This window comes from Bradyrhizobium sp. DOA9 (assembly GCF_000617845.2).
Taxonomy (GTDB): domain Bacteria; phylum Pseudomonadota; class Alphaproteobacteria; order Rhizobiales; family Xanthobacteraceae; genus Bradyrhizobium.
In genome coordinates this window covers 5137686-5162010 of sequence record NZ_DF820425.1, presented here as the reverse complement: position 1 = coordinate 5162010, position 24325 = coordinate 5137686, and the positions used below count along the sequence as shown (strand labels likewise).

Here is a 24325-nt window from a genome sequence, read left to right as displayed (position 1 = left end):
GCTGGGATGGCCGAGGGCACGACATCGGCGGCTTTGCAGGTTTCGTCACCGGTCGGCATCGTCGCCGGCGGCGGCGCCATGCCGTTCGCGGTCGCCGAGTCGCTCGCCGCGCACGGAATCACGCCGGTGCTGTTTCCGCTGCGCGGGGCTTGCGATCCGGCACGGGTGGAGAAGTTCCGCCATCGCTGGATATCGGTCGGCCAGCTCGGCCGCGCGATGCGGCTGTTTCGCGAGGAGGGCTGCCGCGACCTGATTTTCATCGGCACGTTGGTGCGGCCGTCGCTGTCGGAGATCCGCTTCGACGTCACGACGCTGCGCCTGCTCGGCAACGTCATCCGCGCTTTCCGCGGCGGCGACGATCATTTGCTGTCGGGTGTCGGGCGCATCCTCGAGCAGGACGGCTTCCGCATGGTCGGCATCAAGGACGTCGCGCCGGATCTCTTGATGCCCGAGGGCTGCATCAGCCGCGCCTGGCCGAGCGACGCCAGCAAGAGCGACATCGCGCGCGGCCGGGCGGTGCTGACCGCGCTTGGTCCGTTCGACATCGGCCAGGCTGCGGTCGTGATCGACGGTCATGTCGTGGCGGTCGAGGACATCGAGGGCACCGACGCGCTGCTCGCCCGCGTCGCGCGGCTGCGCGAGGAGGGCCGCATCCGCGCCGCCACGGGACGCGGCGTGCTGGTGAAGGCGCCGAAGAGCGGCCAGGATCTGCGCTTCGACCTGCCGACGATCGGTCCGCGCACCATCGAGGGCGTCGCGGCCGCCGGCCTTGCCGGCATCGCCGTCATCGCCGGCAACACCATCGCCGCCGAGCCGCAGGCGATGATCGCGCTCGCCGATGCCAAATATCTCTTCATCATCGGCCTGCCCGCGTGATGTCGCGCGATCCCAAGCGCAAGATATTCCTGATCGCGACGGAGGAATCCGGCGACAGGCTCGGCAGCGCCCTGATGAAGGTGCTGCGCCAGCGCCTCGGCGGCGGCGGTGTGCAGTTCGTCGGCGTCGGCGGCCGCACCATGGCGCGCGAGGGCCTGGACTCGCTGTTTCCGATCGAGGAGCTGTCGATCGTCGGATTTGCCGCGGTGGTGCAGCAATTGCCGAAGATCCTGCGGCTGATCCGGCAGACGGCCGACGCGGTGACCGAGGCCGCGCCCGACGTGCTCGTCATCATCGACAGCCCCGACTTCACCCACCGCGTCGCCCGCCGCGTGCGCTCGCGCAGTCCGGCGATCCCGATCGTCGATTACGTCTCGCCGCAGCTCTGGGCGTGGCGGCCGGGACGGGCGCGGACCATGCTCGGTTATGTCGACCACGTGCTCGGCCTGCTGCCGTTCGAGCCGGAGGAATACCGCAAGCTGGGCGGGCCGCCCTGCAGCTATGTCGGCCATCCCCTGATCGAGCAATTGGGCTCGCTGCGGCCGAGCGCGGAGGAGCAGAAGCGCCGAGACGATGAGCCGCCGGTGCTGCTGGTGCTGCCCGGCAGCCGCCGCAGCGAGGTCAGGCATCATCTCGACGTGTTCGGCGCAACGCTCGGCCGCTTGAGGGGTGAGGGCCGTGCGTTCGAATTGATGCTGCCGACCATGCCGCATCTCGAAGCCACCATCCGCGAAGGCATCGCAAACTGGCCGGTCAAGCCGGAGATCGTGGTCGGCGAGAACGAGAGGCGGGCCGCCTTCCGCATCGCCCACGCGGCGCTGGCGAAATCCGGCACGGTGACGCTCGAGCTCGCGCTGTCGGGCATTCCGATGGTGACGGCCTATCGCGTCGGCGCCATCGAGGCCTTCATCCTGCGCCGCGCGATCCGCGTCTCATCGGTGATCCTCGCCAATCTCGTGATCGGCAAGGATGTCATTCCGGAGTATTTGCAGGAGGAATGCACGCCGGAAAAGCTGGCACCTGCGCTGTCCGCGCTGCTGACGGATTCGCCGCTCCGCCGCGCGCAGGTCGAGGCCTTCGCCCGGCTCGATCGGATCATGTCGACCGGCAACACGTCGCCGAGCGTGCTCGCCGCCGACATCGTGCTCGCGACGATGCGCCAGGGCGTGCAAACGAGCTGAGAAAGTTCAGCCCACGAACCTGGTTTGCACGGTTTGCTGGTCCAGCTTTTCCGGTTTCGACAATGGCGCGGTCCGATGCGGATTGTCGCGGACCTCGATCATCTTGATCAGCCTGGCATTCTCCAGATCTTGAGGCTGAAAGCCGATCCCGCCGGTGCCCGCGAGCGCGAAGCAATCCACGAACTTCGTCACGTCATAATTGGGCAAGCGATAGAGGTCGGTCGCATGCAGGACGGTGGGGCGCTCCGTGACCCACTCCGCCGTACGGCCGCGTGCCGGAAATTCGATCGGAATTCCGATCGGGGAGGGAAGCGGAATCGTCGGCGCAAGGAGATCGACCGAAAGCGACTTTCCGCCCTTCGATTCATTCTTGATGAAAAAACGGACGTGGTCTGGCGCCATGACGGTCAGAACACATCTGACGTGGTCCCCCGGGTCCACTGGAAAGTTGGGAAGTGTCCACGGACCGGTGTCGCGGTCACCGCGAAACCACCATTGAACCCATGCTTCCGCGGTCGGCGTGCCGACGCTGCCGTCGTTGGCGACCACGATCTTTTGCGTCGTTCCGATCTGCGGCAGCGAAATATCGAAACGCCGATGACCATCGATCCCGATCCAGGTCGAACAGCGATAATCGCCCGGCGCGGGCGAGGGGGCGGTTGGCGTAGGGACCTTCCAGGCCCCCCACACCTGTGTGAACTGGGTGCCCTCCGTCGCCGCAATACATGCGCCCGACCAATTGAAGCTGGTTTCGTGTCGGCCGGGATAGCCCGCGCCCAAACGGCCGCGGTTGACACGAAAGTCGGGAGCGGAGCCCGGATAGATCATAGGCAGGACTTCGATAGGCTTGGAAAAAAGCTTGGCCCATAACGCCTCTGCCGTGCGTCCCGCGCCCGGGGGCGGCTTGGGCGGAAGCCGGTAGAATTCGAGGTCCCGCGCATCGGCAGTCAGCGCGTCGAAGTTCTTGGGCGGCGGTGGCGGTGGCAGCAATATCTGCCGACCCAGACTCGCGTTCAATTCATCCCGCGTAGGAAGCTTGCTCAGCTCGAGACCACTCGCGCGCGCGCTCATGGCCACTCCCCCTTGGCAGCTGTGACCAAGTCATCGAAACTTGGCACGGACGTTTTGTTGTCCAGAATACCGAAGAGATCACTGGCCAATCGAACGCCGGCGTCCGTGTCACTCTGGTAGTGGAGACCGGCGATCTGGCGGTTTCGCGCAATCCGACCTGCGAGCACGGTGAGATCATCCGCCATCGGCTTCACCGACGCCGGGAGGACCAACTTCAGGCAGAGCGCCACCAGATGCGCCTGAGTCGCGTGCCCGCTGGGATAGGACGCGTGGCCGGGAACCTGGATCGGCGGCAACAGCGCGGGGCAGATTTGCGACGGTCGCGGCCGCTTGTAGTAGGCTTTCCAATGCATCGCGACCTGGAGCGCGATCAGGCTTGCCGTCATCATCACGCGACAGGTGTTTGGATGCGAGTTTGGCGTGACGTTGAGAAGCGCCATGAAGTAGCTCAGAAACTCGTCGTTCTGTGCAAAAATCTCGCCAAGCGCATCCGCCCGCTCGTCTTTGGCCATTGTGACGAGCGTGTCGATCTCGGCTCCCGTGTTTGCACTGGGGGCGGTAACCGTGATCGAGCTCCATCCACCGTTAATGGCGAATTCGGCCAGCAGCCGCCAGGCGTACCAGTCCGGAGTCCAGTTGCGCTCCGGGAATTCGGTGACGGTGGTGCGGTTGGTGCTGACGCCTGTTTCCGTGATGAACGGCAGGTCTACGCGATCCGGAAAGATCCAACCGCCGCCAGAGCCTGCATTGCCGACGTTTCCAGCATTCCCAGCGTTGCCTGCGTTTCCTGCATTCCCGGCGTTGCCTGCCATCGCAGCCTCCCAATGATTTGCCGCCTATCTCTTGCTAAAAACTCAGTCTGGAAATCCTGCCGCCTTGAGTCGTTGTCGAAGATTGTCGCGGGTGGCCGCGTTGAGCGGCGTGCGGTCCGCCCAGGCCTGCAAATGGAAATTCGGATCAACCAGCATATGGCGTTGTGCGATCTGGCGCGCGTCTACAAACTTTCCGATGGCCACCAGGCTGGCTGCGAGGATGCGGAAGTTCGAGGTGAAGCGCTCATTATGCTTCGCCGCTCGCCAACCCCAGGCAGCCGCTTCATCGAAATTGCCGTTGATGTAGTGGGCCTGGGAAAGCAGGTGCTCGTGCCAGAACACGTGTGAATCCAGCGGCGACAAGCGCAAGCCATGTTCGGCGCGCAAGACGGCGGTCGAGCCTTCGCCGAGATAGCCGCAGGTCGCACTGCTCATCGTCCATGCCATGGCCGAATTGGGTCCGACCGTGATCGCGCGGTCCAACAGGCGGGTCGCTGTCTCGAAATCCTTGAACAGGAACGAATGCACGTGACCGTCGATCGCCAGAGCGAGCGCATCGTTGCCATCGCGCTCGATTGCCTTGGCGGCGTTGCGCGACGCCTCCATGCTGTCGGCCGCGGCGTCGGTGGACCAGCCCTGGCCGACCCTGAACATGTACCAGTATGCGAGGTATGAATAGGCCGGCGCATAACTGGGATCATGCGTGATGGCCTGCTGCAGCAAGCCGCGCGCCCGCGAGAACGAGTCATAGTCCATGCGGTACAGATAGCTCAGCGCCTGGAGAACCAGATCGTAGGCGGTCAAATTCTGCGGATGCTTGCGCAGGGCCCGTGCACGCTCCCACTCGCGAACATGTGGCGCGATCGTCGTGACCACGCGCGTCGAGATTTGCTCCTGCAGCGCGAACAGCTCGCTGAGCTCGCCTTCGTGACGATCGGAGTAGATGATGTTGCCCGACTCGGTGTCGTTGAGCTCGGTATTGATACGCAGCCGCCCGCCGGAGCGGCGAACGCTGCCGTAGAGCACATAGCGCACGCCCAGTTCGCGCCCGATGGCGCGGACGTCGATGATCTCGCTGCCATAACCCAGCGTCGATCCGCGCGATATCACGAACAGCTCCTTCAGCGCGGAAAGCGCGTGAATGATCTCGTCGACGATCCCCTCGGCGAAATAGGCATCATCCTGACTGGCGAGATTGCGAAATGGCAGAACGACGATGGATGGCCGTCCCTGCGCCCTGACCGGACTATCCGCCAGCGGACGCGGTGACCGCTCGATGCGCAGCCCGAACGCTTTCACGGGACGCGACAGATTCCGAAGATGCAGCTCGCCGAAGTCGACGACGGAGACGCCGGCCTGCTCACTGATCTGATCCGCGACAGCGCCCGAGACCACGATGCCGCCGGGCTCGGAGTAGGTCTGAAGCCGGGCCGCGATGTTCACGCCGTCGCCATAAATATCCTCCCGTTCAAAGATCGCGTCGGCAACGTTGATTCCCATCCGGAGACTGATGAAGCGATGTTCCGGTTCTTCCGCCGACATCGCATTGGCGCCGTGCTGAATTGCGAGCGCGCATTGGGAGGCGTCATTTGCGCTGTCAAACACCGCAAGAAAACCGTCTCCGGTGTTCTTGATCACTTGCCCCCTGTGCTTTGCGATCGTCGGGTCGATAATTGTCGCGCGGAGCGAGAGGACCCGCTTGTGGGTATCTTCCTCGTCCGCTTCCATTAATCGGCTGTAGCCGACAATGTCGGCCGCGAGCACGGCCACCAGCTTGCGCTGGCCGGCAGCAACCTCTCGCGCGGCGTCCGGCCCTACAAGCGCGTCGGGTCTCGGGCTGGCATCGGGTTCACGGGGGATGGCCATAGTGTTTCCGTGGTCACTCTGATGCGTCGGTCCTTGCCGCCGTTTGGACGCTGTTCCCTTAGCTAAGCCTGTTTTCCCGGGTTTCACAAGCCGCGGTTGTTTCGCGCAAATGGATTAATCCTCATTTTCGCAACCAGCCCGTGAATACGGTCGGGGGCAGGTCGCGATTCTCCGGCGAGAACGGCACCGGCCTATGCCGCGTGCGACAGAAGCGGCCTGGTCGATAGCCGCGATCGCCGGCTTGTGACCCCATTGCGGGCGTCAGTCTCCTTCGATCCGAATTCCTGCTTCGCTCAGGGCGTTGAGAATGCGGTCTATGTCTTTGGGGTCAAGCATCGCCCCCTCACAAAGCTCGTTCAGATCATCGAAGGTAATCCTACCGTCAAGTGTACCGATCTCGATGGCTCGTCCAATGATTTCGGGCACGTTCATGTTCTCTCCGTTTCGGCAGCGCCTACTATGGGGGAGAGAGTCGGAGGCCGGGCAGTCGCTATCATTTGAACTGTATTCTTCATGCGGACGAAAGCCTGCCTGGCTATCGTGGTGCAGGGCAAATAAGACGCTTCATCCCATGCCAAAATGGCTTGTTGTACTTGTCGCTCTCCTCGCCGCAACGGCCTACATCCCTCGGGTCCGCCACGGGGCGATCAACTGGCTCAAGACGCACCCTGTGCTCATTGGACCAGCTCTGACCATCGCCGGGATAATGGCAGTCGTGTATTTGCTCATCGATCCTACCACGGTCCTGTTCTTGGCGGTTGTCGCAGTCGTCTCCGGTCTCGCCGCATTTTTTGACCCAAGAACCTATTCGAGCCGATGAGAGCCTCGTACGAACGGCAGCTCGCGGCCTTGGAAGCTGCATATGGCGAATTGCTTCTGCCCGCTTTGCAAGCGTGCGCCAAGGGAGAATGGGGTCTCTTCGGCTCGTATGAACGGGTCGGCTTGCGCAGCCCGGCAAGGGAAGAACTGCTTGAATTGGGCTCAAGAATCGAACGCCTGCGTGACAAGTGCGGCTTGGAGCCCTTCGCGCTTCATGCACGATTCCTGCAGATGGGCACTCGCCTTTCAAACACTCCGGGGGAGCCGAAACTGGCTCAGAGATGGTTGGACGAGCTCACGTAAGCGTTCTCACGGCTGCAATCACGTCCAGGCCACTCCACATGCTCTATTTCGGAGTGCCGGTCTGACCACCCGAGCCGGTGGTCTGCTCACTTCCCGGTCGGCCCGGTGGATGCGGGGAAGCGGCGGGCTTGTCTTGATCGGCCACGTATCCGGACTCTCCGGAGTTGCGAGTCTTGATCCCTTTGTCTGCTTCGCGCTGCATCTGCTCATTGGGCTGGCCAGCCTTGAGTCCCTGGTCTACATCCCGGTTCATCTCCTCCTTGGTTTGCTCACTGGGTGCGGCCTTTTGCTGTTGGGCCGTTGCTTGGAAAGCAATTGCGCTTCCGGCAACTACAATCAATGCGAGAATTGCTGTTCGCATGTCTTCCTCCACCGCTTGCTCCGGCCCCTAAACGCGCGAACGTCCCAAGGTTTCCTGGTTCCGACCATTATTGTCGAAAGCCACGGAGGGCCAAGCAAAGAGGACTCGAACGGTCTTATGCGGACCCGCCCTAGGCGAGTCCGCCATCGACCCTGAAACACTGGCTGGTGATGCGCAGGCTTTCGTCGGAAGCGAGGAATAGCGCCATGTTGGCGATATCCTCGGGCGTCACCGCATCCGGAACGGCCTGGCGGGAGCGCATCTCGGCGATGACCCGATCGTCCGGATACCACAGCCGGCGCTGGCGCTCGGTGATCACCATGCCCGGCGCGATCGCGTTGACGCGAATGCGATCGGGGCCGACCGACCGCGCCAGCGAGTTGGTGAAGCCGACGATCGCCGCTTTCGCCGCGGCATAGACCGGCAGCGCCGGCGCGCCGCGCATCCATGCGATCGACGACATGTTGATGATCGAGCCGCCGCCGCGCGCCTGCATCTGCGGCACCACCGCTTGCGCGGCGAAGAAGACGTGCTTGAGATTGACGCCGACCATCCAGTCGAACTCGGCCGGCGTCACCTCGGCGAGAACCTGGCGTTGATCGTTGGCGGCGTTGTTGACGAGAACGGCGGCATCGCCGAGCGAACGGTGGATTTCTGCCATCGCCTTGCGCAAGGCATCGATGTCGAGGAGATCGCAGGGCACGAACAGCGGCGCGGCCCCGGACGAGGCCGCAATCTCCCGCACCAGGGCTTCGCCGGCGTCCTTGTCGATGTCGAGGAAGGCGACGCGGGCACCTTGGCCCGCGAAGGCCCGGACGAAGGCGGCGCCGATGCCGCTGGCTCCTCCGGTGATCAGGACCACGCGGCCGGCAAGGCTGGAATAGGTCGTCTTCGTCATGCGATCAGTCGCTCCGTCTCGGGGTCGAACAGGCAAATGCGGCGGGTGTCGAGCGCGAAGGCGGCGGTCGCGCCGGACGCGGGACGGATATCCGGCGAGATTCGCGCCATCGCGGGCTCGCCGGCGAGCCGCAGCAACACCATCGTCTCGGCACCGGTCGGCTCGACCAGCTCCACCGGCGCCTCGACGATGACGGGCGCTTCGCTGGAAAACGTGCGGCTGCCCTCGGCAATGCATTCCGGCCGGATTCCGAACACCACCTTGCGCCCGACAAAGGGGGCTGCGGCGTCGTATCCCGCGAGGCGCAGACGAAGCTCGTCCGGCCGCCCCGCGCCGATCACGACGACCGGGCCGCCATTTTCGGCCTCGAGCCGCGCCGGCATGGTGTTCATCGGCGGCGAGCCCATGAAGCGGGCGACGAACAGATTGGCGGGATAGCGGTACACGGTGTCGGGGTCGGCGAATTGCTGCACGCTGCCCTGATGCATCACGGCGATACGCGTCGCCATCGTCATCGCCTCGATCTGGTCGTGGGTGACATAGACGATGGTAGCGCCGATGCGCTGGTGCAGGCGCTTGATCTCCATCCGCATCTCGACGCGCAGCTTGGCGTCGAGGTTGGAGAGCGGCTCGTCGAACAGGAAGAGCAGGGGATTGCGCACCAGCGCGCGCCCCATCGCCACGCGCTGGCGCTGGCCGCCGGACAATTGCGAGGGCTTGCGGCCGAGCAGCGGCTCGATCTGGAGCAGCTTTGCGACATTGCCGACCGCAGCGTCCTGCTCGGCCTTGGGAACGTGGCGGCATTCCATGCCGAAGGTGATGTTCTGGCGCACCGTCATCGAGGGATAGAGCGCGTAGGACTGGAACACCATGGCGATGTCGCGGTCTTTCGGCGCGACGTCATTGACGACGCGCCCGCCAATCTCGATCGTTCCCGCGCTCGGGCGGTCGAGCCCGGCGACGATGTTGAGCAGCGTGGACTTGCCGCAGCCGGACGGGCCGACCAGCACGGTGAACTCGCCGCTCTCGATGTCGAGCGCGATGTCCTTCAGCACCTCCAGATTGGCGTAACGCTTGGACAGGGCGCGGATGCTCAGTGCTGCCATGACAACTCCATTGACGGCAACTCCATCATTTCACGGCCCCGGCAGTCAGGCCGCGGACGAAGTACTTGCCGGCGAGCAGGTAGATCAACAGCGTGGGCAGCGCGGCGATGATCACTGCGGCGCTCTGCACCCCATGCTGCGGGATATCGGCGACCGCGGCGGACAGCGCGATGAGCGCTGCGGTGACGGGCTGCTGCTGGCCGGTGGTGAACGTCACGCCATAGAGGAACTCGTTCCAGATATGGGTGAACTGCCAGATCACCGTGACGATCAGGATCGGGCCGGAGAGCGGCAGGATAATGCGCCAGAAGATGCGGAAGAAGCCCGCGCCGTCGATGCGCGCGGCCCGGATCAATTCAGGGGGAATGGCGACGTAATAGTTGCGGCAGAACAACGTGGTGAAGGAGAGGCCCTGGATGGTGTGGATCAGCACGAGGCCGGTCAGCGTGTTGATGAGGCCGACGTCGCGCAGCACGATGGTCCAGGGCAGCAGGCGCATCTGCTGGGGGAGGAACAGGCCGAGCGTCACGATGCCGTAGATCCAGTTGTCGCCGCGAAAGCGCCAGAGCGACACGGCGTACCCCGCGATTGCGCCGAGCAGGGTCGATAAGATCGTGGCGGGAATCGTGACCAGCGCGGAATTCAGCATGTAGGGCCGGATGCCGGCGCAGGTCTCGGCGACGCAGAAGCCGCTCCAGGCTGCGGCGTAATTGCGCCAGGCGACATGCTGCGGCCAGCCGATCATCGATCCCTGCGCGATCTCCTCGTTGCTCCGCAGCGAGTTCAGCACCACGACGACCAGCGGCGCGAGCCAGGCCGCGGCGATCAAGAAAACCGCGAGATAAATCAAGATCCGGCTTGGTGCGAAGCTGCGATCAGGCATGGGCGGCCCGCCGTCGCTGGATATATCGCCACGCCGCATAGGGCAGCAGTACCGCGAGAAGAATGAGCAACATGAGCACGGCCGCCGCCGCGCCGCGGCCGAGCAGGCTGCGCTGGAACATCAGATCGTACACCACCAGTGCCGGCAGCTGGGTCGCGATTCCCGGCCCGCCGTTGGTGAGTGCGCGCACGAGATCGAAGGTCGAAATCGCGAACTGCAGCTGGATCACGACGACCGTGATAGTGATTGGCCACAGCGACGGCAGGATGATGCGCCGGTAGGTTCGGACCGGTCCCGCGCCGTCGATCTGCGCGGCCTTGATGATGTCGGAATCGACGGAGCGAAGGCCGGCAAGGAAGAGCGCCATGGCAAAGCCCGAGGATTGCCAGATCGCAGCGACGACGATGGTCCAGATCGCCATGTCGCGGTCGATCAGCCAGTCGAACTTGAAGGAGGTCCAGCCGAGGTCGTGGACCAGCTTCTGGATGCCGAGCCCGGGATTGAGCAGCCAGCTCCAGACCGTGCCGGTGACCACGAACGACACCGCCAGGGGATAGAGGAAGATGGATCGCAGCACGTTCTCGCCGCGAATGCGCTGATCGAGCAGGATCGCGAGGATGAGGCCGGTCGCTGCGCTCAACAGCACGAAGGCGCTGCCGAACAGCAGCAGATTGTCGAAGGCGATCTGCCAGTTCCGCGATGCCGCGACCGCCGTGTAGTTGCGAAAGCCCACCCAGCCCGTAACGGGGACCAGCGTGGACGGCGTGAACGAGATCCAGATCGTCCACAGCGAGAACGACACCAGATGCGCGGCCGACAGCAGCAGCGGCACCCAGATCATCAGATATTCGGGCAGCCGGCGTACCCATTCGGGAAGCGCCGGCCGGCCCGGTCTCATCGCAGCGGCATTGCTCAACGCGCGCCCTCGACGGCCTCGGCGAGGCGCGTGGCCGCCTGCTCGGGCTTGATCGACTTGTTCTTCACGTACTCCGTGATCACGTCGATCATCGCGGCCGTCATGCCGTTTTCCTGCGCCATGTTGTGCGCCATGCTGAGGACGGCCTGATTGCTGGCGATGGCGTCCTTCAGGGCCTTTGCGGTCGTTCGTTGCCCATCCGACCAGCCTTCACCGGACAGGTCGACATCGGTGCGCACCGGGATGGAGCCAGTGATCTGCGAATACATCGTCTGAATCGCCGGATCCATGACGAGCTGGGCCATCAGCGTCTGGCCGGCCTGCAGGTCCGCCTCCTTGCGTTGCCAGAAGATGAAGGCATCGGCATTCAACAGGAAGACTGGCTTGCCGTTGTCGCTCGGACCCGGCGTAATCATGAAGTCCTCGAGCTTGAAGCCGGCATTGCGCAATACGCCCTGCGCCCAGCCGCCCATGATCATCATGCCCATGTCGCCGTCGATGAAGCGCTTCAGGTTGGTCGAAAAATGCTGGGCGCCGACGTTGGGGTCCATCCAGTCGGCGATCTTGCGCAGCTGGGCGAACGCGGCCTTGATCTCGGGACCCTCGAGGGCCTTCTTATCGAGATTCATGATGGCCGCGCGATAGGCGAGGGGACTGATGCCGGCGAGAGCGGCCTCGAACTTCTGTCCGTCGTCAGGGCGGGTGCCGCCGTTGGCGATGGGAGAGGCGACGCCGCCCGCCTTCATCTTTTCGGCGAGGTCGTTGAAGTCGGCCCAGGTGACGGGGACCTTGTCCGCCTTGGCCTTGTCCATCGCGCGCTTGGACAGGAACAGCATGTTGGTGCTGTAGATCTGCAGCGGCAGCGCAATCCATTTGCCGCCGGGCTTGTGCAGTTTTGCAAGGTCCGGAGCGACCACCTTCTCGTAGCCGGCGGCCGCGACGAGAGCGTCGAGATTGACGGTCGGGGCAATCTTCGACCAGGCCGCAATCTCGGGACCTTTGAGCTGCGAGCAGGCGGGCGGATCGCCGGCCATGATTTGCGCGCGCAGCTTGTTCATCATCTCGGTGGTGAAGCCGGGGACCGGCGAGTGCTGCCAGACCCCGCCCTTCTCCTCGAATTTCTTGCCGAGCGCCGTAATGGCCGCCCCGTCGCTGCCCGCAGACCATTGCGAGATCGCGGTCAGTCGCGGCTTGGCCGCGCCTTGCGCGCGGGCAAGGTGCGGAAATGCGAGCGCGGCAGCAGATCCAGCGAGCAGACGACGCCTTGTTGTTGTGATCGGCATGGCAGTTCCTCCCGGTGTGAAATCTTTCGCCCTTGTGGGGTCGTTCAGGCTCAGCGCATGTCAGGCCGCCTCCGTCGATGCCGTTGGCATGCCGCCGCGGCTGGCGAGACAGAAGGCGGCGAAGGCGAGCGCAGCCTGCGGGTCGTTGCCGGTCGAGGGCGGCACGAAGGCGAGCGAGACCTGCGCCAATTTGCGTCCGCCCAGCAGGCAGGCGTCGATCCCGTCGACCAGTGCTTTCCGATCCTCGTCCGACAGAAGCGACGGCCAGCCGCTGATCGCAACGCCGCCGCACGGCTTGACGTTCAGCGTGTTGCCGATCGCAAGACCGAGCCGGAACAGCCGCCGGCGCAATTCCTGCCGCACGCGCGATGGGATCGGGACCGTGTTCACCCATTCGTTGCCGAGCTGGAGCAGCTCGATTTCGGAAACGCCGAGAAGCTCGGCCAGCGCGGGGATCGACGCGTAGGCCTCGACGCAGCCGTGATGTCCGCAGCGGCAGCGCGGTCCGTCAGGACCGAATACCATGTGGCCGAGCTCGATCGGCTGCAGGGCATCGGCCTCGGCCGGATCATCCATCCAGGCGCCGGCGACACCGTGGCTGACGAGCACGAACAGATGCGTGTCGCTGAACGGATAGTTTTCCGTGCGGCAGCGATGAAAGGTGGCATGCGCGACGACAGAATTGGTGAATTCGAGCGGCACGCCGGCGAACATCTCGCCGAACATGTCACCGATGCGAGCGACGTCGCAGGGAATGATCGGATTGGCCGAGATGCTGAGGCGGCCGAGGCCGGGAATCGAGACGCCGATCTGGGACAGGGTGATCCGGCGGCGTCGCGTCCAGTCGCGCAGCAACGTCATCGCTTCGCGAAACGCCCGGCCGACGGTCTCGGCATTCGGCGTCTTCGGCAGCGGCACCTGCTCGGTGTAGTGCAATTCGCCCGACAGGCCGCCGACACCGACGCTGAGCCGCTGCGCCGTCAGTTCGAAGGCTGCAAGCGCCACCGCGCCGTCGAGCAACACGAGGCCGGTCGGGCCGCCGACGTAAGGGGCAGGGCGCCGCACTTCCTCGATCAGGCCCTCGGCCTTCAGGTCAAGCAGGATGCGCGACAGGCTCGCTTCCGACAGGCGCACGGCCTTGGCCAGCGGCGGACGAAACGAGCCGCCCGACTGAAGCAAATGAGTCAAAATGGCAGCACGCGTCTGCCGCCGACTTCTCGGCTGCTCCGGCATTTCCATCCCTGTCGTCATTCTTACTTAGTGTAAGAATGCGCGCGGAGCATTTGGGCTGTCAAGGCGCCTGCCGCCGTTAGCATGGACTTGTTGTTGTGCGCGGCAGCATGGATCGGTGGCGTGCTCCGTCTCTCAAATGAAAACGGCGCCATCTTGCGATGACGCCGTTTCGAAGCCGTGATGGCTGACGTTAGCGCTTGTCGATCGGCACGTAATCGCGCTTGGCGACGCCGGTGTAGAGCTGGCGCGGGCGGCCGATCTTCTGCTGGGGATCCTCGATCATCTCGCTCCACTGGCTGATCCAGCCGACGGTGCGGGCGACCGCGAACAGCACGGTGAACATCGAGACCGGGAAACCCATCGCCTTCAGCGTGATGCCCGAATAGAAGTCGACGTTCGGGTAGAGCTTGCGGTCGATGAAGTACTGGTCGCTGAGCGCGATCTTCTCGAGCTCCATCGCCACCTTCAGCATCGGATCGTCGCCATGGCCGGTCTCCTTGAGCACGGCATGACACATCTTCTGCATGATCTTGGCGCGCGGATCGTAGTTCTTGTAGACCCGGTGGCCGAAGCCCATCAGGCGGACTTCGGAGTTCTTGTCCTTCACCTTGGCGATGAACTCGGGGATCTTGTCGACCGTGCCGATCTGATAGAGCATGTTCAGCGCGGCCTCGTTGGCGCCGCCATGGGCCGGGCCCCAGAGGCAGGCGATGCCGGCCGCGATGCAGGCGAACGGGTTGGCGCCCGAGGAGCCGGCGATGCGCACCGTCGAGGTCGAAGCGTTCTGCTCGTGGTCGGCGTGCAGGATGAAGATCTTCTCCAGCGCGTCGGCGAGAACCGGGCTGACCTTGTAGTCCTCGCAGGGCACCGCGAAGCACATGTTGAGGAAGTTCTCGGCAAAGCCGAGCGAGTTCTTGGGATAAACGAAGGGCTGGCCGACGGTGTATTTGTAGGCCATCGCAGCCAGCGTCGGGATCTTCGCGATCATGCGCATGGAGGCGATCATGCGCTGCTTCGGATCGTTGATGTCGGTGCTATCGTGATAGAACGCGGCGAGGGCGCCGACGGCCGCAACCATGATCGCCATCGGGTGGGCGTCGCGGCGGAAGCCCTGGAAGAAGCGGGCCATCTGCTCGTGCACCATCGTGTGATGGGTCACGCGGTAGTCGAAATCCTTCTTCTGGGCGGCGGTCGGCAGGTTCCCGTAGAGCAGGAGATAGCAGGTCTCCAGGAAGTCGCCGTGCTCGGCGAGCTGCTCGATCGGGTAGCCGCGGTATTCCAGCACGCCCGCGTCGCCGTCGATATAGGTGATCTTGGACTGGCAGCTCGCGGTCGAGGTGAAGCCCGGATCGTAGGTGAACAGGCCGGACTGGCCGTAGAGCTTGCCGATATCGACGACGTCAGGCCCGACGCTGCCGCTGAGGATCGGGAGATCGAAATTCTTGTTTCCGACCGTCAGCGTCGCGGTCTTTGGGCTTTCTTTTGCGTCCATCAGAGGTCCCCGATGTGTGGTGAAACGGGCCGGAGCCGGAGTCCCCCAAGGGAGAAATGGGGCAGGCCGGATGTTCCAGAATGTACGGGGAGATGGGTATATTATTGCTATGTGCGCTGCAAGATGGCCACTCGCATGGTCGACTTACGTCGTAGACTGGTCCTCGAGCCGGGCGAGGCTCTCCTGGCGTCCGAGCACGTCCAAAACCTCGAATATACCAGGCGACGTCGTCCGTCCGGTGAGCGCCGCCCTGAGCGGCTGGGCGACCGCGCCGAGCTTGAGACTATTTTCCTCGGCAAAGGCGCGCAGCGCCGCCTCCGTGCTGGCGCCGCTCCACGTCTCGACTTTCTCCAGCGCGGAATGAAGCTGGCCGATCAGCTTGCGGTTTTCGGGCGTCAGCAGCGCCTGCGCCTTGGGATCGGGCGCGAGCGGCCGGTCGGCGAAGATGAAATGGGCGCCGTCGATCAGCTCGATCAAGGTCTTGGCGCGCTCCTTGAGGGCCGGCATGGCCTTGAGAAGCTGCGCGCGCGTGGTGTCGTTTAACTTGGCCTTGATCTCGTCGCGGCTCGGCACGATGTGGTCGAGCACGTCCTCGAACATCCTCACGAGGGATTGATCGTCGGCGTGGCGGATGTAATGGCCGTTGAGGTTTTCCAGCTTGGCGAAATCGAAGCGGGCGGCGGCGCGGCCGACGCTGGCGAGATCGAACGCTTCGATCATCTCCTCGGTCGAGAAGATCTCCTGGTCGCCGTGGCTCCAGCCGAGCCGGACCAGGTAGTTGCGCAGCGCAGCCGGCAGGTAGCCCATGGCACGGTAGGCATCGACGCCGAGCGCGCCGTGCCGCTTGGACAGTTTGGAGCCGTCCGGGCCGTGGATCAGCGGGATGTGGGACATGCTCGGCAGCGCCCATCCCATGGCATCGTAGATCTGCTTCTGCCGGGCGGCGTTGATCAGGTGGTCGTCGCCGCGGATCACATGGGTGACGCCCATGTCGTGGTCGTCGACCACGACCGCAAGCATGTAGGTCGGATTGCCGTCGCCGCGCAGCAGGACGAGATCGTCGAGGTTCTCGTTCTGCCAGACCACGCGGCCCTGGACCTGGTCCTCGATCACGGTCTCGCCGGTCTGCGGCGCGCGCAGGCGGATGGTGGGCTTGACGTCGCTCGGAGCCGTCGCGGGATCGCGGTCGCGCCACATGCCGTCATAGAGGCGGGTGCGGCCCTCTGCGCGCGCCTTCTCGCGCATGGCGGCGAGCTCCTCGGCGGTGGCGTAGCAGCGATAGGCCTTGCCGGCGGCCAGCAGCTGCTCGGCGACCTCGCGGTGGCGGGCGGCGCGGGCGAACTGGTAGATGACCTCGCCGTCCCAGCCGAGCTCCAGCCACTTCAGCCCGTCGAGAATGGCGCCGATCGCAGCCTCGGTGGAGCGTTCCCGGTCGGTGTCCTCGATCCGCAGCAGCATCTTGCCGCCATGCTTCTTGGCGTAGAGCCAGTTGAACAGCGCCGTGCGGGCGCCCCCGATGTGGAGGAAGCCGGTCGGCGAGGGAGCGAAGCGCGTGACGACGGAATCGGACATTCTTGGCAGGGCCTATGCATTGGAGGCGGTGGTGTATAGCAGGAACGGGACATAACTAAAGGGCGACGGCGGACCTCACTGGCCTTGCTTAAGCTCTTGGCGCGGCCACGCGAATTTGGCAGAAGAACCGCTGATTTCCCTACAGGATTTTCGTAATGACAGAACCGGTGGCAGCTGAGGTCGGGCGCGATTTCATTCGTGACATCATCCAGGCCGACCTCGACCAGGGCAAATACAAGGAGATCGTGACCCGGTTCCCGCCGGAGCCGAACGGGTATCTGCATATCGGCCACGCCAAGTCGATCGCGCTCAACTTCGGCATCGCCCAGGAGTTTCCGGGTCGCTGCCACCTGCGCTTCGACGACACCAATCCGGTCAAGGAAGAGCAGGAATATATCGATTCCATCCAGGCCGACGTGCGCTGGCTCGGCTTCGACTGGGGCAAGAACCTGTTCTTCGCCTCGGACTATTTCGACCGTCTGTACGAATGGGCGGAGCAGCTGATCCAGGACGGGCTCGCTTATGTCGACGACCAGACCCAGGAGGAGATTCGCCTGTCGCGCGGCACGCTGACCGAGCCCGGGAAGAACTCGCCGTTCCGCGACCGCAGCGTGGAGGAGAACCTCGACCTGTTCCGCCGCATGAAGGCCGGTGAATTTCCGAACGGCGCGCGCGTGCTGCGGGCCAAGATCGACATGGCCGCGGGCAACATCAATCTGCGCGACCCCGTGCTGTACCGCATCCTGCATGCGCACCATCCGCGCACCGGCACCAAGTGGAGCATCTATCCGAGCTACGACTACGCGCATGGGCAGTCGGACGCGATCGAGGGCATCACGCATTCGATCTGCACGCTGGAGTTCGAGGACCACCGGCCGCTCTACGACTGGTTCATCGAGAAGCTGCCGGTGCCGTCCAAGCCGCACCAGTATGAGTTCGCGCGGCTGAACCTGACCTACACGCTGCTGTCCAAGCGCGTGCTGACGCAGCTCGTCCGCGACGGCCATGTCGCCGGCTGGGACGATCCGCGCATGCCGACCATGGCGGGCATGCGCCGCCGCGGCGTCCCGCCGGCCGCATTGCGCGAGTTCGTCAAGCGCATCGGCGTTGCCAAAGCCAACAGCGTCGTCGATGTCGGCATGCTGGAGTTCTGCATCCGCGAGGAGCTGAACCGCACGGCGCAGCGGCGCATGGCGGTCTTGAAGCCGCTCAGGGTGGTGATCGAGAATTATCCGGACGGGCAGACCGAGGAGCTCGAGGCGATCAATCATCCCGACGATCCATCGGCGGGCACGCGCAAGATCACGTTCGGCCGCGAGCTCTATATCGAGCAGGACGACTTCATGGAGAACCCGCCGAAGAAGTTCTTCCGCTTGTCGCCGGGCAACGAGGTGCGGCTGCGCTATGCCTATTTCGTCAAGTGCACCGGCGTGATCAAGAACGACAAGGGCGAGGTGGTGGAGCTGCGCTGCACCTACGACCCCGCGACCAAGGGCGGCAACGCGCCCGACGGCCGCAAGGTCAAGGCGACCATGCACTGGCTGCCGGCGGCGACGTCGAAGCCGGCGGAGATCCGCATCTACAACCAGCTGTTCGCCAATCCGAGCCCGGACGCTTCGAATTTCGCCGCCGATCTCAACCCGAACTCGCTGGAGATCCTGTCCGATGCGCGGATCGAGGCATCGGTGGCCGAGAGCAATTCGACGGAGCCGATGCAGTTCGAGCGCCAGGGCTATTTCGTGCGCGACAAGGACTCGACGCCGGGCAAGCCGGTGTTCTCGCGCACCATCGGCCTGCGCGATACCTTCGCGAAGGAAGTCGCCAAAGGCTGAGTGACGACAATGAGCAGTGAAGCCGACGCTATCGTTTCCGCCATCATCGCGAAATGGTGTACCGGCTTCGGCAGGCTTGATGCAGCCGCGCTCTCGTCGCTCTATGCGAAGAATGCGTTCTTCTTCGGCTCGAACCCAAAACTCTATCGGGGCAGGGACGGCGTCGCCGATTACTTCAACGGCCTGCCCCGCTGGCGGAAACCCAGCGCGACCTTTTCCGAAGTGAACGCGGAGCAAGCCGGCCCGGGCCTCATCAACATGGGCGCGACCATCACGTTCGATCTCGCCGGCGAACGCCCGGAACTCGTCGTCAAGATGAGCTGGGTCATCATCCGCGAGGACGGTGATTGGAAGATCGTCAATCACCACGCCTCGGCGAAGGCGCCGTTGATCTGATCGGCGTGCACGGCATTGTCATCCCGTCGATGGCAACGAAGGTGCGTCCGGCGCGTTGGGTGGGCTCAAAAGAGGGTCTCACCATGCAGAACATCGCAGAGCATATGGAAGTGATCGGCGCCGACGGCGTCCATGTCGGCACGGTCGACAAGGTCGAGGGCGACCGCATCAAGCTGACCAAAAAGGACAGCGGCGAGGGCAGCCACAAGGGCCATCATCATTTCATCGACAAGGGCCTCGTCGCCGACGTCGAGGGCAACAAGGTGCGGCTGTCCGCCAAGGCGGACGTTGCCGTGACGATGGAAGAGGAAAAGTAGGGCGCACCGTCGCCTGTTCCCGATCTGTACCGCTATTCGTCGGCTTGCACGTTCCGGTAGCCTAGGCGCTGATCACGTCGCGTAGGGTGCAGGGGAATGGCGGAGCCGGGGCGGCCAGGACGCTCCCAGGGAGTTGCGGGGACGTGGCCGGTCGGCCGCGCCGCCCCGGCCGGCGGCTTGGCGCCAGCGGGCCTCGGCATCTGGCCGGCCAGCGTCGACACGCTGCGCCAATGGGCGCGCGCCGAGGCCGGGCCCGGCCGGCTGTTGCCATGGGTGCCGGTCGCCTTCGGCGGCGGCATTGCGCTTTATTTCGCGGCCGATCATGAGCCAGTGCTGTGGGTGGTTGCCGCGACGGCCATCGCGCTGATGCTCGGCGCGGTGCTGCTGCGGCGGAGCCGGCTGTTTGCGCCTGCCATCATGCTCGCGGCGGTCGCGGCTGGTTTTGCCGTGGCGACCGGGAAGTCCGCGCGCATCGCGCACACCGTTTTGGCAAAACCGCTCTATTCGGTGTCGCTGTCCGGCTTCGTGGAAGCGCGCGACATCCGCGAGCGCACCGATCGCTTCGTGCTGCGCGTCAGCGCGATGGAGGCGCAACGCAGCGACGTCAAGCTCGAACGCGTCCGCCTCTCGGTGCGCAAGGGCACGGCGCCCGAGGTCGGCAGCTTCGTGCAGTTGAAGGCGCGGCTGATGCCGCCGATCTCGCCGGTGCGTCCCGGCAGCTATGACTTCTCGCGCGACATGTTCTTCCAGGGCATCGGCGCCTCCGGCTTCGCGATGGGCGCGATCACGGCGTCCACGCCGCCGGACGCCGGCGGCTTGCGGCTGCGCTACGCCGCCTTCATGCAGGGCCTGCGCGACGCGATCGATGCGCGCATCCGTGCAACGCTCGATGGCGACAACCGCGCGATCGCAACGGCGCTGCTCACGGGCCGGCGCGATGCGATCACCGCGCCGGTGAACGATGCCATGTTCGTCTCGGGGCTCGGCCATGTGCTGTCGATCTCCGGCTATCACATGGCGGTCGTCGCCGGCGTCGTCTTCTTCGCGGTGCGCGCCCTGCTGGCCCTGATCCCGGGGCTGGCGGCCGGCTTTGCCATCAAGAAATGGTCGGCGGCGGCGGCGCTGGTCGCGGCCGCGTTCTACCTGCTGCTGTCGGGCGCGGAGGTCGCGACGCAACGCTCGTTCTTCATGACGGCGGTGGTGCTGATCGCCGTCATGGTCGACCGCCGCGCCATCACCTTCCGGACGCTGGCGGTGGCGGCGCTGATCGTGCTCGCGGTCGCGCCGGAAGCGCTGGTGCATCCGAGTTTTCAAATGTCCTTCGCCGCGACGCTCGGGCTGGTGGCGCTGGTGCAGATCGGCATGCCGAACCTGCTCGCCTCACCCGATCATTCCGCGACGGCGCGGATCGCGCTGTGGGGCGGCCGCGAGATCGCGATGCTGCTCCTGGCCTCGCTGATCGCGGGGCTCGCGACCACGCCCTACGCCGCGTTCCACTTCCATCGCGTGACGCCCTACGGCGTCATCGCCAATCTCGGCGCCATGCCGGTGGTATCAGTGCTGGTGATGCCGGCCGGTCTGCTCGGACTGCTCGCGGCGCCGTTCGGGCTCGACAGCGTGTTCTGGTGGCTGATGGGGATCGGCATCGAGTGGATGGTCCTGGTCGCGCGCTGGGTGGCGGCCCTGCCGGGCGCCGTCGGCCGCATTCCGGCGTTCGGGATCGCGCCGCTGATCGCCGCGAGCCTCGGGCTCATCGTGATGGGCCTGTTGCGCACGCCCTTGCGCTGGTCCGGCGCCCTGGTGCTGCTGGCGGCGATCCTCTGGGGTCTGTCAGTGCGGCAGCCCGACATCCTGATTGCCGGGGATGGCGCGAGCGTCGCGGTCCGGGGCGGGGATGGGCGCTTGCAGGTGATCCGCGCCGGCAAGGACGGCTTCCTGCTGAAGGAGTGGCTGGCTGCCGATGCCGATCCGCGCGATGCCGGCAACGCCTCGTTGGCGAGCGGCGTATCGTGCGACGAGTCCGGTTGCGTGGCGCCGCTTGCGGATGGACGGCTGGTCGCGTTGGCGACGCGCATCGACGCGCTGGCTGATGATTGCGCCCGCGCCGCGCTGGTGGTGACGGCGCGGCCCGCGCCGCCCGATTGTGCGGCGATGGTGGTCGATCGGGCGCGCCTTGCCAGTCAGGGCGCGCTGGCTCTGACGCGCAGCGGAGAGGGTTTTTCGCTGCAGGCGGTGCGGGCGAGGGGAGCAAGCCGTCCCTGGCTGCCGGCAGGTGCCGGCGAAGGGGATTTCGACGGCAGCCTTGTGCCGAAGGCGGCCGCGCCCCGCAACCGGGACGCAACGCCATCGGAGGCCGACTTGCAGGCCGACGATTGACGCGGGCGATTACAGATACCAGGCCAGCACGGCGCCAAGCCTTGCGTTGTCGATGACCGGCAGGGCCACCATGCGGCTCAGCCCGGCTGCGCAGGCTTCGGAGCCGGCGATCGAGCCGTCACGGGTGAGATCGTCGTTGAGCGCGGGCATGCCGGCGGCCCAGGCGCCGCCGATGCTGCCTTCGCCCCTGGCGATGGACTGCGCCGCATAGCGTGCGGCGAGGTCGGTCTGCGCGCTGCAATCGCCGGCGCGAAAGACCAGCGCCGAACGGGCCTCGTTCGGGACCCATATCTCGAAGCGTCGCGCAATCGGCGTTGCCTGCGCGGAGAGGAATGTCAGAACCCAGGTCTGGTCGGTGCCGGTTCGGTAGGGCACGCCGACGCCGAGATTGATCCCGACCTTGGCGGCGTCCTCCCAGCGCAGGAAGCTCTTGGCGTCGTGCAGGTCCTTGATGATCAGGGGCAGGCCCGCCTTCCAAGTGCGTCCGGGCAGGCCGAAGCCGCGCGGAAATCTGGTGTGGCGGGAGTTGAATTCGAACATGTCCGCCGTGCCGTAATAGCCGTCGACGAGCTTCATCTCATGCGAGAGATCAGGATCGTTGTGCCAGAGTTCGATCGCGCCGACATGCGCCTCGTCGTCGCCGCAGAACAGCACCAGCACGGCTTGCAGGAATTCGCCCGCGAACACGGGCACCGCCACGCCGCAGGTGAGGCCGGCCGCAAGCGCCTGATCGGTCCGCTTGAAATAGGAGTTGGCGAATTTCGTGAGGATGACGGGGTGGCCACAGGCCCAGGCCTTGCCTGGAAGCCCCTCGTCATATCCGAAGCGCAGCTCTTCGCTGACGGCCTTGAACGCGGACAGTCCTTCGTCGTAAAGGCCGCCGCCGAATTCCAGCCGCATGCGCGTCCGGTCGGGTACCCAGAGTTCAACGACGCGAATGAAGGTCTTCATCGAGCGTGTCCGCCGGCTCAAACCACGGCAGCATCGGTCATTTGGCTGCGGAGCGGACGTTCAAAATTCAGGCAGGGCGGCCCAAACTTCGTGCGGCGACGAGGCGGGGCGGCGGGCTCGCCGATCAAATGTCCTGAAACACAAACCCGCCGGGCTCGCCGGCCTCGGCCGGCGACGGCAATTGCAATCCTTGCCTCGGCCTGTAGGCCGTAGGGCGTCAGCCGATCGGCAGGCGCGTGATCGTGGGCCGCGTGTCGGCGACGATCTGCGGCTTGTGCTCGCGCTCGGGGGCCGGCTGCGTCACCGGCAGTTGCAGCACGGTCGCGCGCTGGCCTTCGACGAGCTGCGTCACCAGCACGTATTTGCCATCAGGGAATTCGATCGCGTCATGATGGCGATCGGGAATGTGCGGGTCGATCTTGCCGAACTTGCCGACGCGGGAGTTGACGGTGCGCGTCCAGATCCAGCGGTTGTCGTAGCGGACGTTGTCGGCGAAAGCGAGCTCCGTCCCCGGCAGCAGACAGACCGCGACGGAGGGATCGGCTTCGGAAGCGAAGCCGCGCGTCGAGGTGCCGCGGAAGGTTGTCGTGACGATCGTCTCGCCGACTTCGGCGGGGCGCGTCGCGACGGCATGCAGGCTGTAGTCACACATCGGGTGCTCCTCATGCTGGGATAGCGACCCGCGTCTCTTTCGAGGCGCGGGCCTCTATCAGAGTGGAAGCCCGCAACGCTCTGCTCGGTTATGGGCAAATCTGCGGCTCGTATCCGCAGCACGCGATCACATTATCTTTCCCGGATACGATAGGAACAAACCTCGCGTCCTTGCATTCGGCCGGCACCATCAGCACTGCCGGCACAACTCTACCGGCGAAGCAGAAGCGGCTGCGTGCCTGCGCGAGCGAACGTCGCGCGGGAAGAGGGGCCGGACAGTCGGCGCAGAACCAGAGAGACCATCCAGCCGGAGCGGACAAGCGTCCGCTCCTAGTTGAGCGACCGCCGGACAGCTCAATATTTCCGGTAGAGCCCGATCAGCTTGCCCTGGATCTTCACGCGGTTCGGCGGAAGAATGCGGACCTCATAGGCGGCATTGGCGGGCTCGAGCGCGATCGAGGCGCCGCGGCGGCGGAAGCGCTTGAGCGTGGCCTCCTCGTCATCGATCAATGCCACCACGATGTCGCCGGTATTGGCGGTCTCGTTGCGCTGGATCAGCGCCATGTCGCCGTCGAGGATGCCGGCCTCGACCATCGAATCGCCGCGCACTTCGAGCGCGTAATGCTCGCCCGCGCCGAGCATGTCCGGCGGTACGCTGATGGTGTGGCTGCGGGTCTGCAGCGCCTCGATCGGCGTGCCGGCGGCGATGCGGCCCATCACCGGCACCGCGACCGGGCGCTCGCCCTCGTCCGCGGGCAGGCCCGAGCTCGCGCGCACCTTGCCGAGATTGCCCTCGATGACGCTCGGGGTGAAGCCGCGGCGATTGCCGGCGGCGGCCTGGAGCTCGGGCAGCTTGATCACCTCGATGGCACGGGCGCGGTTGGGCAGGCGGCGAATGAAGCCGCGCTCCTCGAGCGCAGTGATCAGGCGATGGATGCCTGACTTCGAGCGCAGGTCGAGCGCATCCTTCATCTCGTCGAAGGACGGCGGCACGCCGCTCTCCTTCAGACGTTCACTGATGAACCGCAGAAGCTCGTATTGTTTGCGCGTCAACATCTCGACCAAAGTCCCCCGGTTGATGTCGTTCGATTCCGAGACGGTGAAGTCGGCGATAAGCCGCTACATCCTCG

The 24325-nt window shown here is 65.0% G+C and carries 22 protein-coding genes; 6 read left to right on the top strand and 16 right to left on the bottom strand.

All coding sequences use genetic code 11. The features are described from left to right. The first annotated feature begins 6 nt into the window (after positions 1 to 6). Positions 7 to 876, top strand: coding sequence for an LpxI family protein (locus BDOA9_RS24190; protein ID WP_025036547.1), 870 nt, complete (start codon positions 7 to 9; stop codon positions 874 to 876). Further along, positions 876 to 2057, top strand: a complete 1182-nt coding sequence (gene lpxB / locus BDOA9_RS24185) for a lipid-A-disaccharide synthase (RefSeq protein ID WP_042336438.1) — start codon at positions 876 to 878, stop codon at positions 2055 to 2057. The genes BDOA9_RS24190 and lpxB overlap by 1 nt, the downstream gene beginning before the upstream one ends. Before the next feature lie 6 nt (positions 2058 to 2063). On the opposite strand, the gene BDOA9_RS24180 is transcribed toward lpxB, so the two are convergent. The 13 genes from BDOA9_RS24180 to gltX all read right to left on the bottom strand — a co-directional run bounded on the left by BDOA9_RS24180 (position 2064) and on the right by gltX (position 16672). After that, positions 2064 to 3128 carry a G1 family glutamic endopeptidase gene (locus BDOA9_RS24180; protein WP_082847869.1) on the bottom strand — a complete coding sequence of 355 codons (1065 nt, stop codon included), beginning with the start codon at positions 3126 to 3128 and terminating at the stop codon, positions 2064 to 2066. Beyond that, positions 3125 to 3940: a phosphatase PAP2 family protein gene (locus BDOA9_RS24175; RefSeq protein WP_025036544.1), complete on the bottom strand. Its 816-nt coding sequence runs from the start codon at positions 3938 to 3940 to the stop codon at positions 3125 to 3127. The genes BDOA9_RS24180 and BDOA9_RS24175 overlap by 4 nt, the downstream gene beginning before the upstream one ends. 42 nt (positions 3941 to 3982) lie before the next feature. Continuing rightward, positions 3983 to 5806, bottom strand: coding sequence for an adenylate/guanylate cyclase domain-containing protein (locus BDOA9_RS24170; RefSeq protein ID WP_082847868.1), 1824 nt, complete (start codon positions 5804 to 5806; stop codon positions 3983 to 3985). A 261-nt stretch (positions 5807 to 6067) separates the two neighbouring features. Then, positions 6068 to 6238: an RNA polymerase sigma factor region1.1 domain-containing protein gene (locus BDOA9_RS24165; RefSeq protein WP_042336437.1), complete on the bottom strand. Its 171-nt coding sequence runs from the start codon at positions 6236 to 6238 to the stop codon at positions 6068 to 6070. 733 nt (positions 6239 to 6971) lie between these two features. Next, positions 6972 to 7289 (bottom strand): hypothetical protein, encoded by a 318-nt coding sequence (locus BDOA9_RS24150; protein WP_152033439.1) that lies wholly within the window; start codon positions 7287 to 7289, stop codon positions 6972 to 6974. A gap of 130 nt (positions 7290 to 7419) precedes the next feature. After that, on the bottom strand, positions 7420 to 8187 hold the full coding sequence (locus BDOA9_RS24145; protein WP_025036540.1) for an SDR family NAD(P)-dependent oxidoreductase: 768 nt from the start codon (positions 8185 to 8187) through the stop codon (positions 7420 to 7422). Then, a complete protein-coding gene (locus BDOA9_RS24140; RefSeq protein ID WP_025036539.1) occupies positions 8184 to 9293 on the bottom strand; it encodes an ABC transporter ATP-binding protein in 1110 nt (369 codons plus the stop codon). Before BDOA9_RS24140 ends, BDOA9_RS24145 begins: the two co-directional genes overlap by 4 nt. A gap of 25 nt (positions 9294 to 9318) precedes the next feature. Continuing rightward, complete coding sequence (locus BDOA9_RS24135) at positions 9319 to 10176, bottom strand: carbohydrate ABC transporter permease (RefSeq protein ID WP_025036538.1); 858 nt, start codon at positions 10174 to 10176, stop codon at positions 9319 to 9321. Beyond that, a complete protein-coding gene (locus BDOA9_RS24130) occupies positions 10169 to 11074 on the bottom strand; it encodes a carbohydrate ABC transporter permease (protein ID WP_152033673.1) in 906 nt (301 codons plus the stop codon). The genes BDOA9_RS24135 and BDOA9_RS24130 overlap by 8 nt, the downstream gene beginning before the upstream one ends. Before the next feature lie 14 nt (positions 11075 to 11088). Beyond that, positions 11089 to 12375, bottom strand: coding sequence for an ABC transporter substrate-binding protein (locus BDOA9_RS24125; protein WP_025036536.1), 1287 nt, complete (start codon positions 12373 to 12375; stop codon positions 11089 to 11091). A 60-nt stretch (positions 12376 to 12435) separates the two neighbouring features. After that, positions 12436 to 13614, bottom strand: coding sequence for an ROK family transcriptional regulator (locus BDOA9_RS24120; RefSeq protein WP_192859658.1), 1179 nt, complete (start codon positions 13612 to 13614; stop codon positions 12436 to 12438). Positions 13615 to 13798: 184 nt separating this feature from the next. Then, positions 13799 to 15100 (bottom strand): citrate synthase, encoded by a 1302-nt coding sequence (gene gltA, locus BDOA9_RS24115; RefSeq protein ID WP_025036534.1) that lies wholly within the window; start codon positions 15098 to 15100, stop codon positions 13799 to 13801. Positions 15101 to 15244: 144 nt separating this feature from the next. Continuing rightward, positions 15245 to 16672, bottom strand: coding sequence for a glutamate--tRNA ligase (gltX, locus tag BDOA9_RS24110; protein WP_025036533.1), 1428 nt, complete (start codon positions 16670 to 16672; stop codon positions 15245 to 15247). Positions 16673 to 16827: 155 nt separating this feature from the next. Here gltX and BDOA9_RS24105 point away from each other — a divergent pair, with 155 nt between their 5' ends. The 4 genes from BDOA9_RS24105 (at position 16828) to BDOA9_RS24090 (ending at position 21593) form a co-directional block, all read left to right on the top strand. Beyond that, positions 16828 to 18504: a glutamine--tRNA ligase/YqeY domain fusion protein gene (locus tag BDOA9_RS24105; RefSeq protein WP_025036532.1), complete on the top strand. Its 1677-nt coding sequence runs from the start codon at positions 16828 to 16830 to the stop codon at positions 18502 to 18504. Between the two features lie 9 nt (positions 18505 to 18513). Next, positions 18514 to 18900, top strand: coding sequence for a nuclear transport factor 2 family protein (locus tag BDOA9_RS24100; protein ID WP_025036531.1), 387 nt, complete (start codon positions 18514 to 18516; stop codon positions 18898 to 18900). Positions 18901 to 18983: 83 nt separating this feature from the next. Next, entirely contained in the window at positions 18984 to 19217 is a 234-nt protein-coding gene (locus BDOA9_RS24095; RefSeq protein ID WP_025036530.1) for a DUF2171 domain-containing protein, read from the top strand. Positions 19218 to 19313: 96 nt separating this feature from the next. Then, on the top strand, positions 19314 to 21593 hold the full coding sequence (locus BDOA9_RS24090) for a ComEC/Rec2 family competence protein (protein ID WP_025036529.1): 2280 nt from the start codon (positions 19314 to 19316) through the stop codon (positions 21591 to 21593). A 9-nt stretch (positions 21594 to 21602) separates the two neighbouring features. Here the strand turns inward: BDOA9_RS24090 and BDOA9_RS24085 are convergent, their stop codons facing one another. The 3 genes from BDOA9_RS24085 to lexA all read right to left on the bottom strand — a co-directional run bounded on the left by BDOA9_RS24085 (position 21603) and on the right by lexA (position 24251). After that, a complete protein-coding gene (locus tag BDOA9_RS24085) occupies positions 21603 to 22544 on the bottom strand; it encodes a GAF domain-containing protein (RefSeq protein ID WP_025036528.1) in 942 nt (313 codons plus the stop codon). A 217-nt stretch (positions 22545 to 22761) separates the two neighbouring features. Then, a complete protein-coding gene (locus BDOA9_RS39025; RefSeq protein WP_025036527.1) occupies positions 22762 to 23196 on the bottom strand; it encodes a hypothetical protein in 435 nt (144 codons plus the stop codon). 353 nt (positions 23197 to 23549) lie between these two features. Continuing rightward, the gene (lexA, locus tag BDOA9_RS24075; protein ID WP_025036526.1) at positions 23550 to 24251 is read right to left on the bottom strand and encodes a transcriptional repressor LexA; all 702 of its coding nucleotides are present in this window, start codon (positions 24249 to 24251) and stop codon (positions 23550 to 23552) included. Between the last annotated feature and the right edge of the window lie 74 nt (positions 24252 to 24325).

Excerpts from the sequence above, each read along its gene's own strand:
- BDOA9_RS24190 (WP_025036547.1), top strand. The coding sequence starts at position 7 with ATGGCCGAGGGCACGACATCGGCGGCTTTGCAGGTTTCGTCACCGGTC.
- lpxB (WP_042336438.1), top strand. The coding sequence starts at position 876 with ATGTCGCGCGATCCCAAGCGCAAGATATTCCTGATCGCGACGGAGGAA.
- BDOA9_RS24180 (WP_082847869.1), bottom strand. The coding sequence starts at position 3,128 with ATGAGCGCGCGCGCGAGTGGTCTCGAGCTGAGCAAGCTTCCTACGCGG.
- BDOA9_RS24175 (WP_025036544.1), bottom strand. The coding sequence starts at position 3,940 with ATGGCAGGCAACGCCGGGAATGCAGGAAACGCAGGCAACGCTGGGAAT.
- BDOA9_RS24170 (WP_082847868.1), bottom strand. The coding sequence starts at position 5,806 with ATGGCCATCCCCCGTGAACCCGATGCCAGCCCGAGACCCGACGCGCTT.
- BDOA9_RS24165 (WP_042336437.1), bottom strand. The coding sequence starts at position 6,238 with ATGAACGTGCCCGAAATCATTGGACGAGCCATCGAGATCGGTACACTT.
- BDOA9_RS24150 (WP_152033439.1), bottom strand. The coding sequence starts at position 7,289 with ATGCGAACAGCAATTCTCGCATTGATTGTAGTTGCCGGAAGCGCAATT.
- BDOA9_RS24145 (WP_025036540.1), bottom strand. The coding sequence starts at position 8,187 with ATGACGAAGACGACCTATTCCAGCCTTGCCGGCCGCGTGGTCCTGATC.
- BDOA9_RS24140 (WP_025036539.1), bottom strand. The coding sequence starts at position 9,293 with ATGGCAGCACTGAGCATCCGCGCCCTGTCCAAGCGTTACGCCAATCTG.
- BDOA9_RS24135 (WP_025036538.1), bottom strand. The coding sequence starts at position 10,176 with ATGCCTGATCGCAGCTTCGCACCAAGCCGGATCTTGATTTATCTCGCG.
- BDOA9_RS24130 (WP_152033673.1), bottom strand. The coding sequence starts at position 11,074 with ATGAGACCGGGCCGGCCGGCGCTTCCCGAATGGGTACGCCGGCTGCCC.
- BDOA9_RS24125 (WP_025036536.1), bottom strand. The coding sequence starts at position 12,375 with ATGCCGATCACAACAACAAGGCGTCGTCTGCTCGCTGGATCTGCTGCC.
- BDOA9_RS24120 (WP_192859658.1), bottom strand. The coding sequence starts at position 13,614 with ATGGAAATGCCGGAGCAGCCGAGAAGTCGGCGGCAGACGCGTGCTGCC.
- gltA (WP_025036534.1), bottom strand. The coding sequence starts at position 15,100 with ATGGACGCAAAAGAAAGCCCAAAGACCGCGACGCTGACGGTCGGAAAC.
- gltX (WP_025036533.1), bottom strand. The coding sequence starts at position 16,672 with ATGTCCGATTCCGTCGTCACGCGCTTCGCTCCCTCGCCGACCGGCTTC.
- BDOA9_RS24105 (WP_025036532.1), top strand. The coding sequence starts at position 16,828 with ATGACAGAACCGGTGGCAGCTGAGGTCGGGCGCGATTTCATTCGTGAC.
- BDOA9_RS24100 (WP_025036531.1), top strand. The coding sequence starts at position 18,514 with ATGAGCAGTGAAGCCGACGCTATCGTTTCCGCCATCATCGCGAAATGG.
- BDOA9_RS24095 (WP_025036530.1), top strand. The coding sequence starts at position 18,984 with ATGCAGAACATCGCAGAGCATATGGAAGTGATCGGCGCCGACGGCGTC.
- BDOA9_RS24090 (WP_025036529.1), top strand. The coding sequence starts at position 19,314 with ATGGCGGAGCCGGGGCGGCCAGGACGCTCCCAGGGAGTTGCGGGGACG.
- BDOA9_RS24085 (WP_025036528.1), bottom strand. The coding sequence starts at position 22,544 with ATGAAGACCTTCATTCGCGTCGTTGAACTCTGGGTACCCGACCGGACG.
- BDOA9_RS39025 (WP_025036527.1), bottom strand. The coding sequence starts at position 23,196 with ATGTGTGACTACAGCCTGCATGCCGTCGCGACGCGCCCCGCCGAAGTC.
- lexA (WP_025036526.1), bottom strand. The coding sequence starts at position 24,251 with ATGTTGACGCGCAAACAATACGAGCTTCTGCGGTTCATCAGTGAACGT.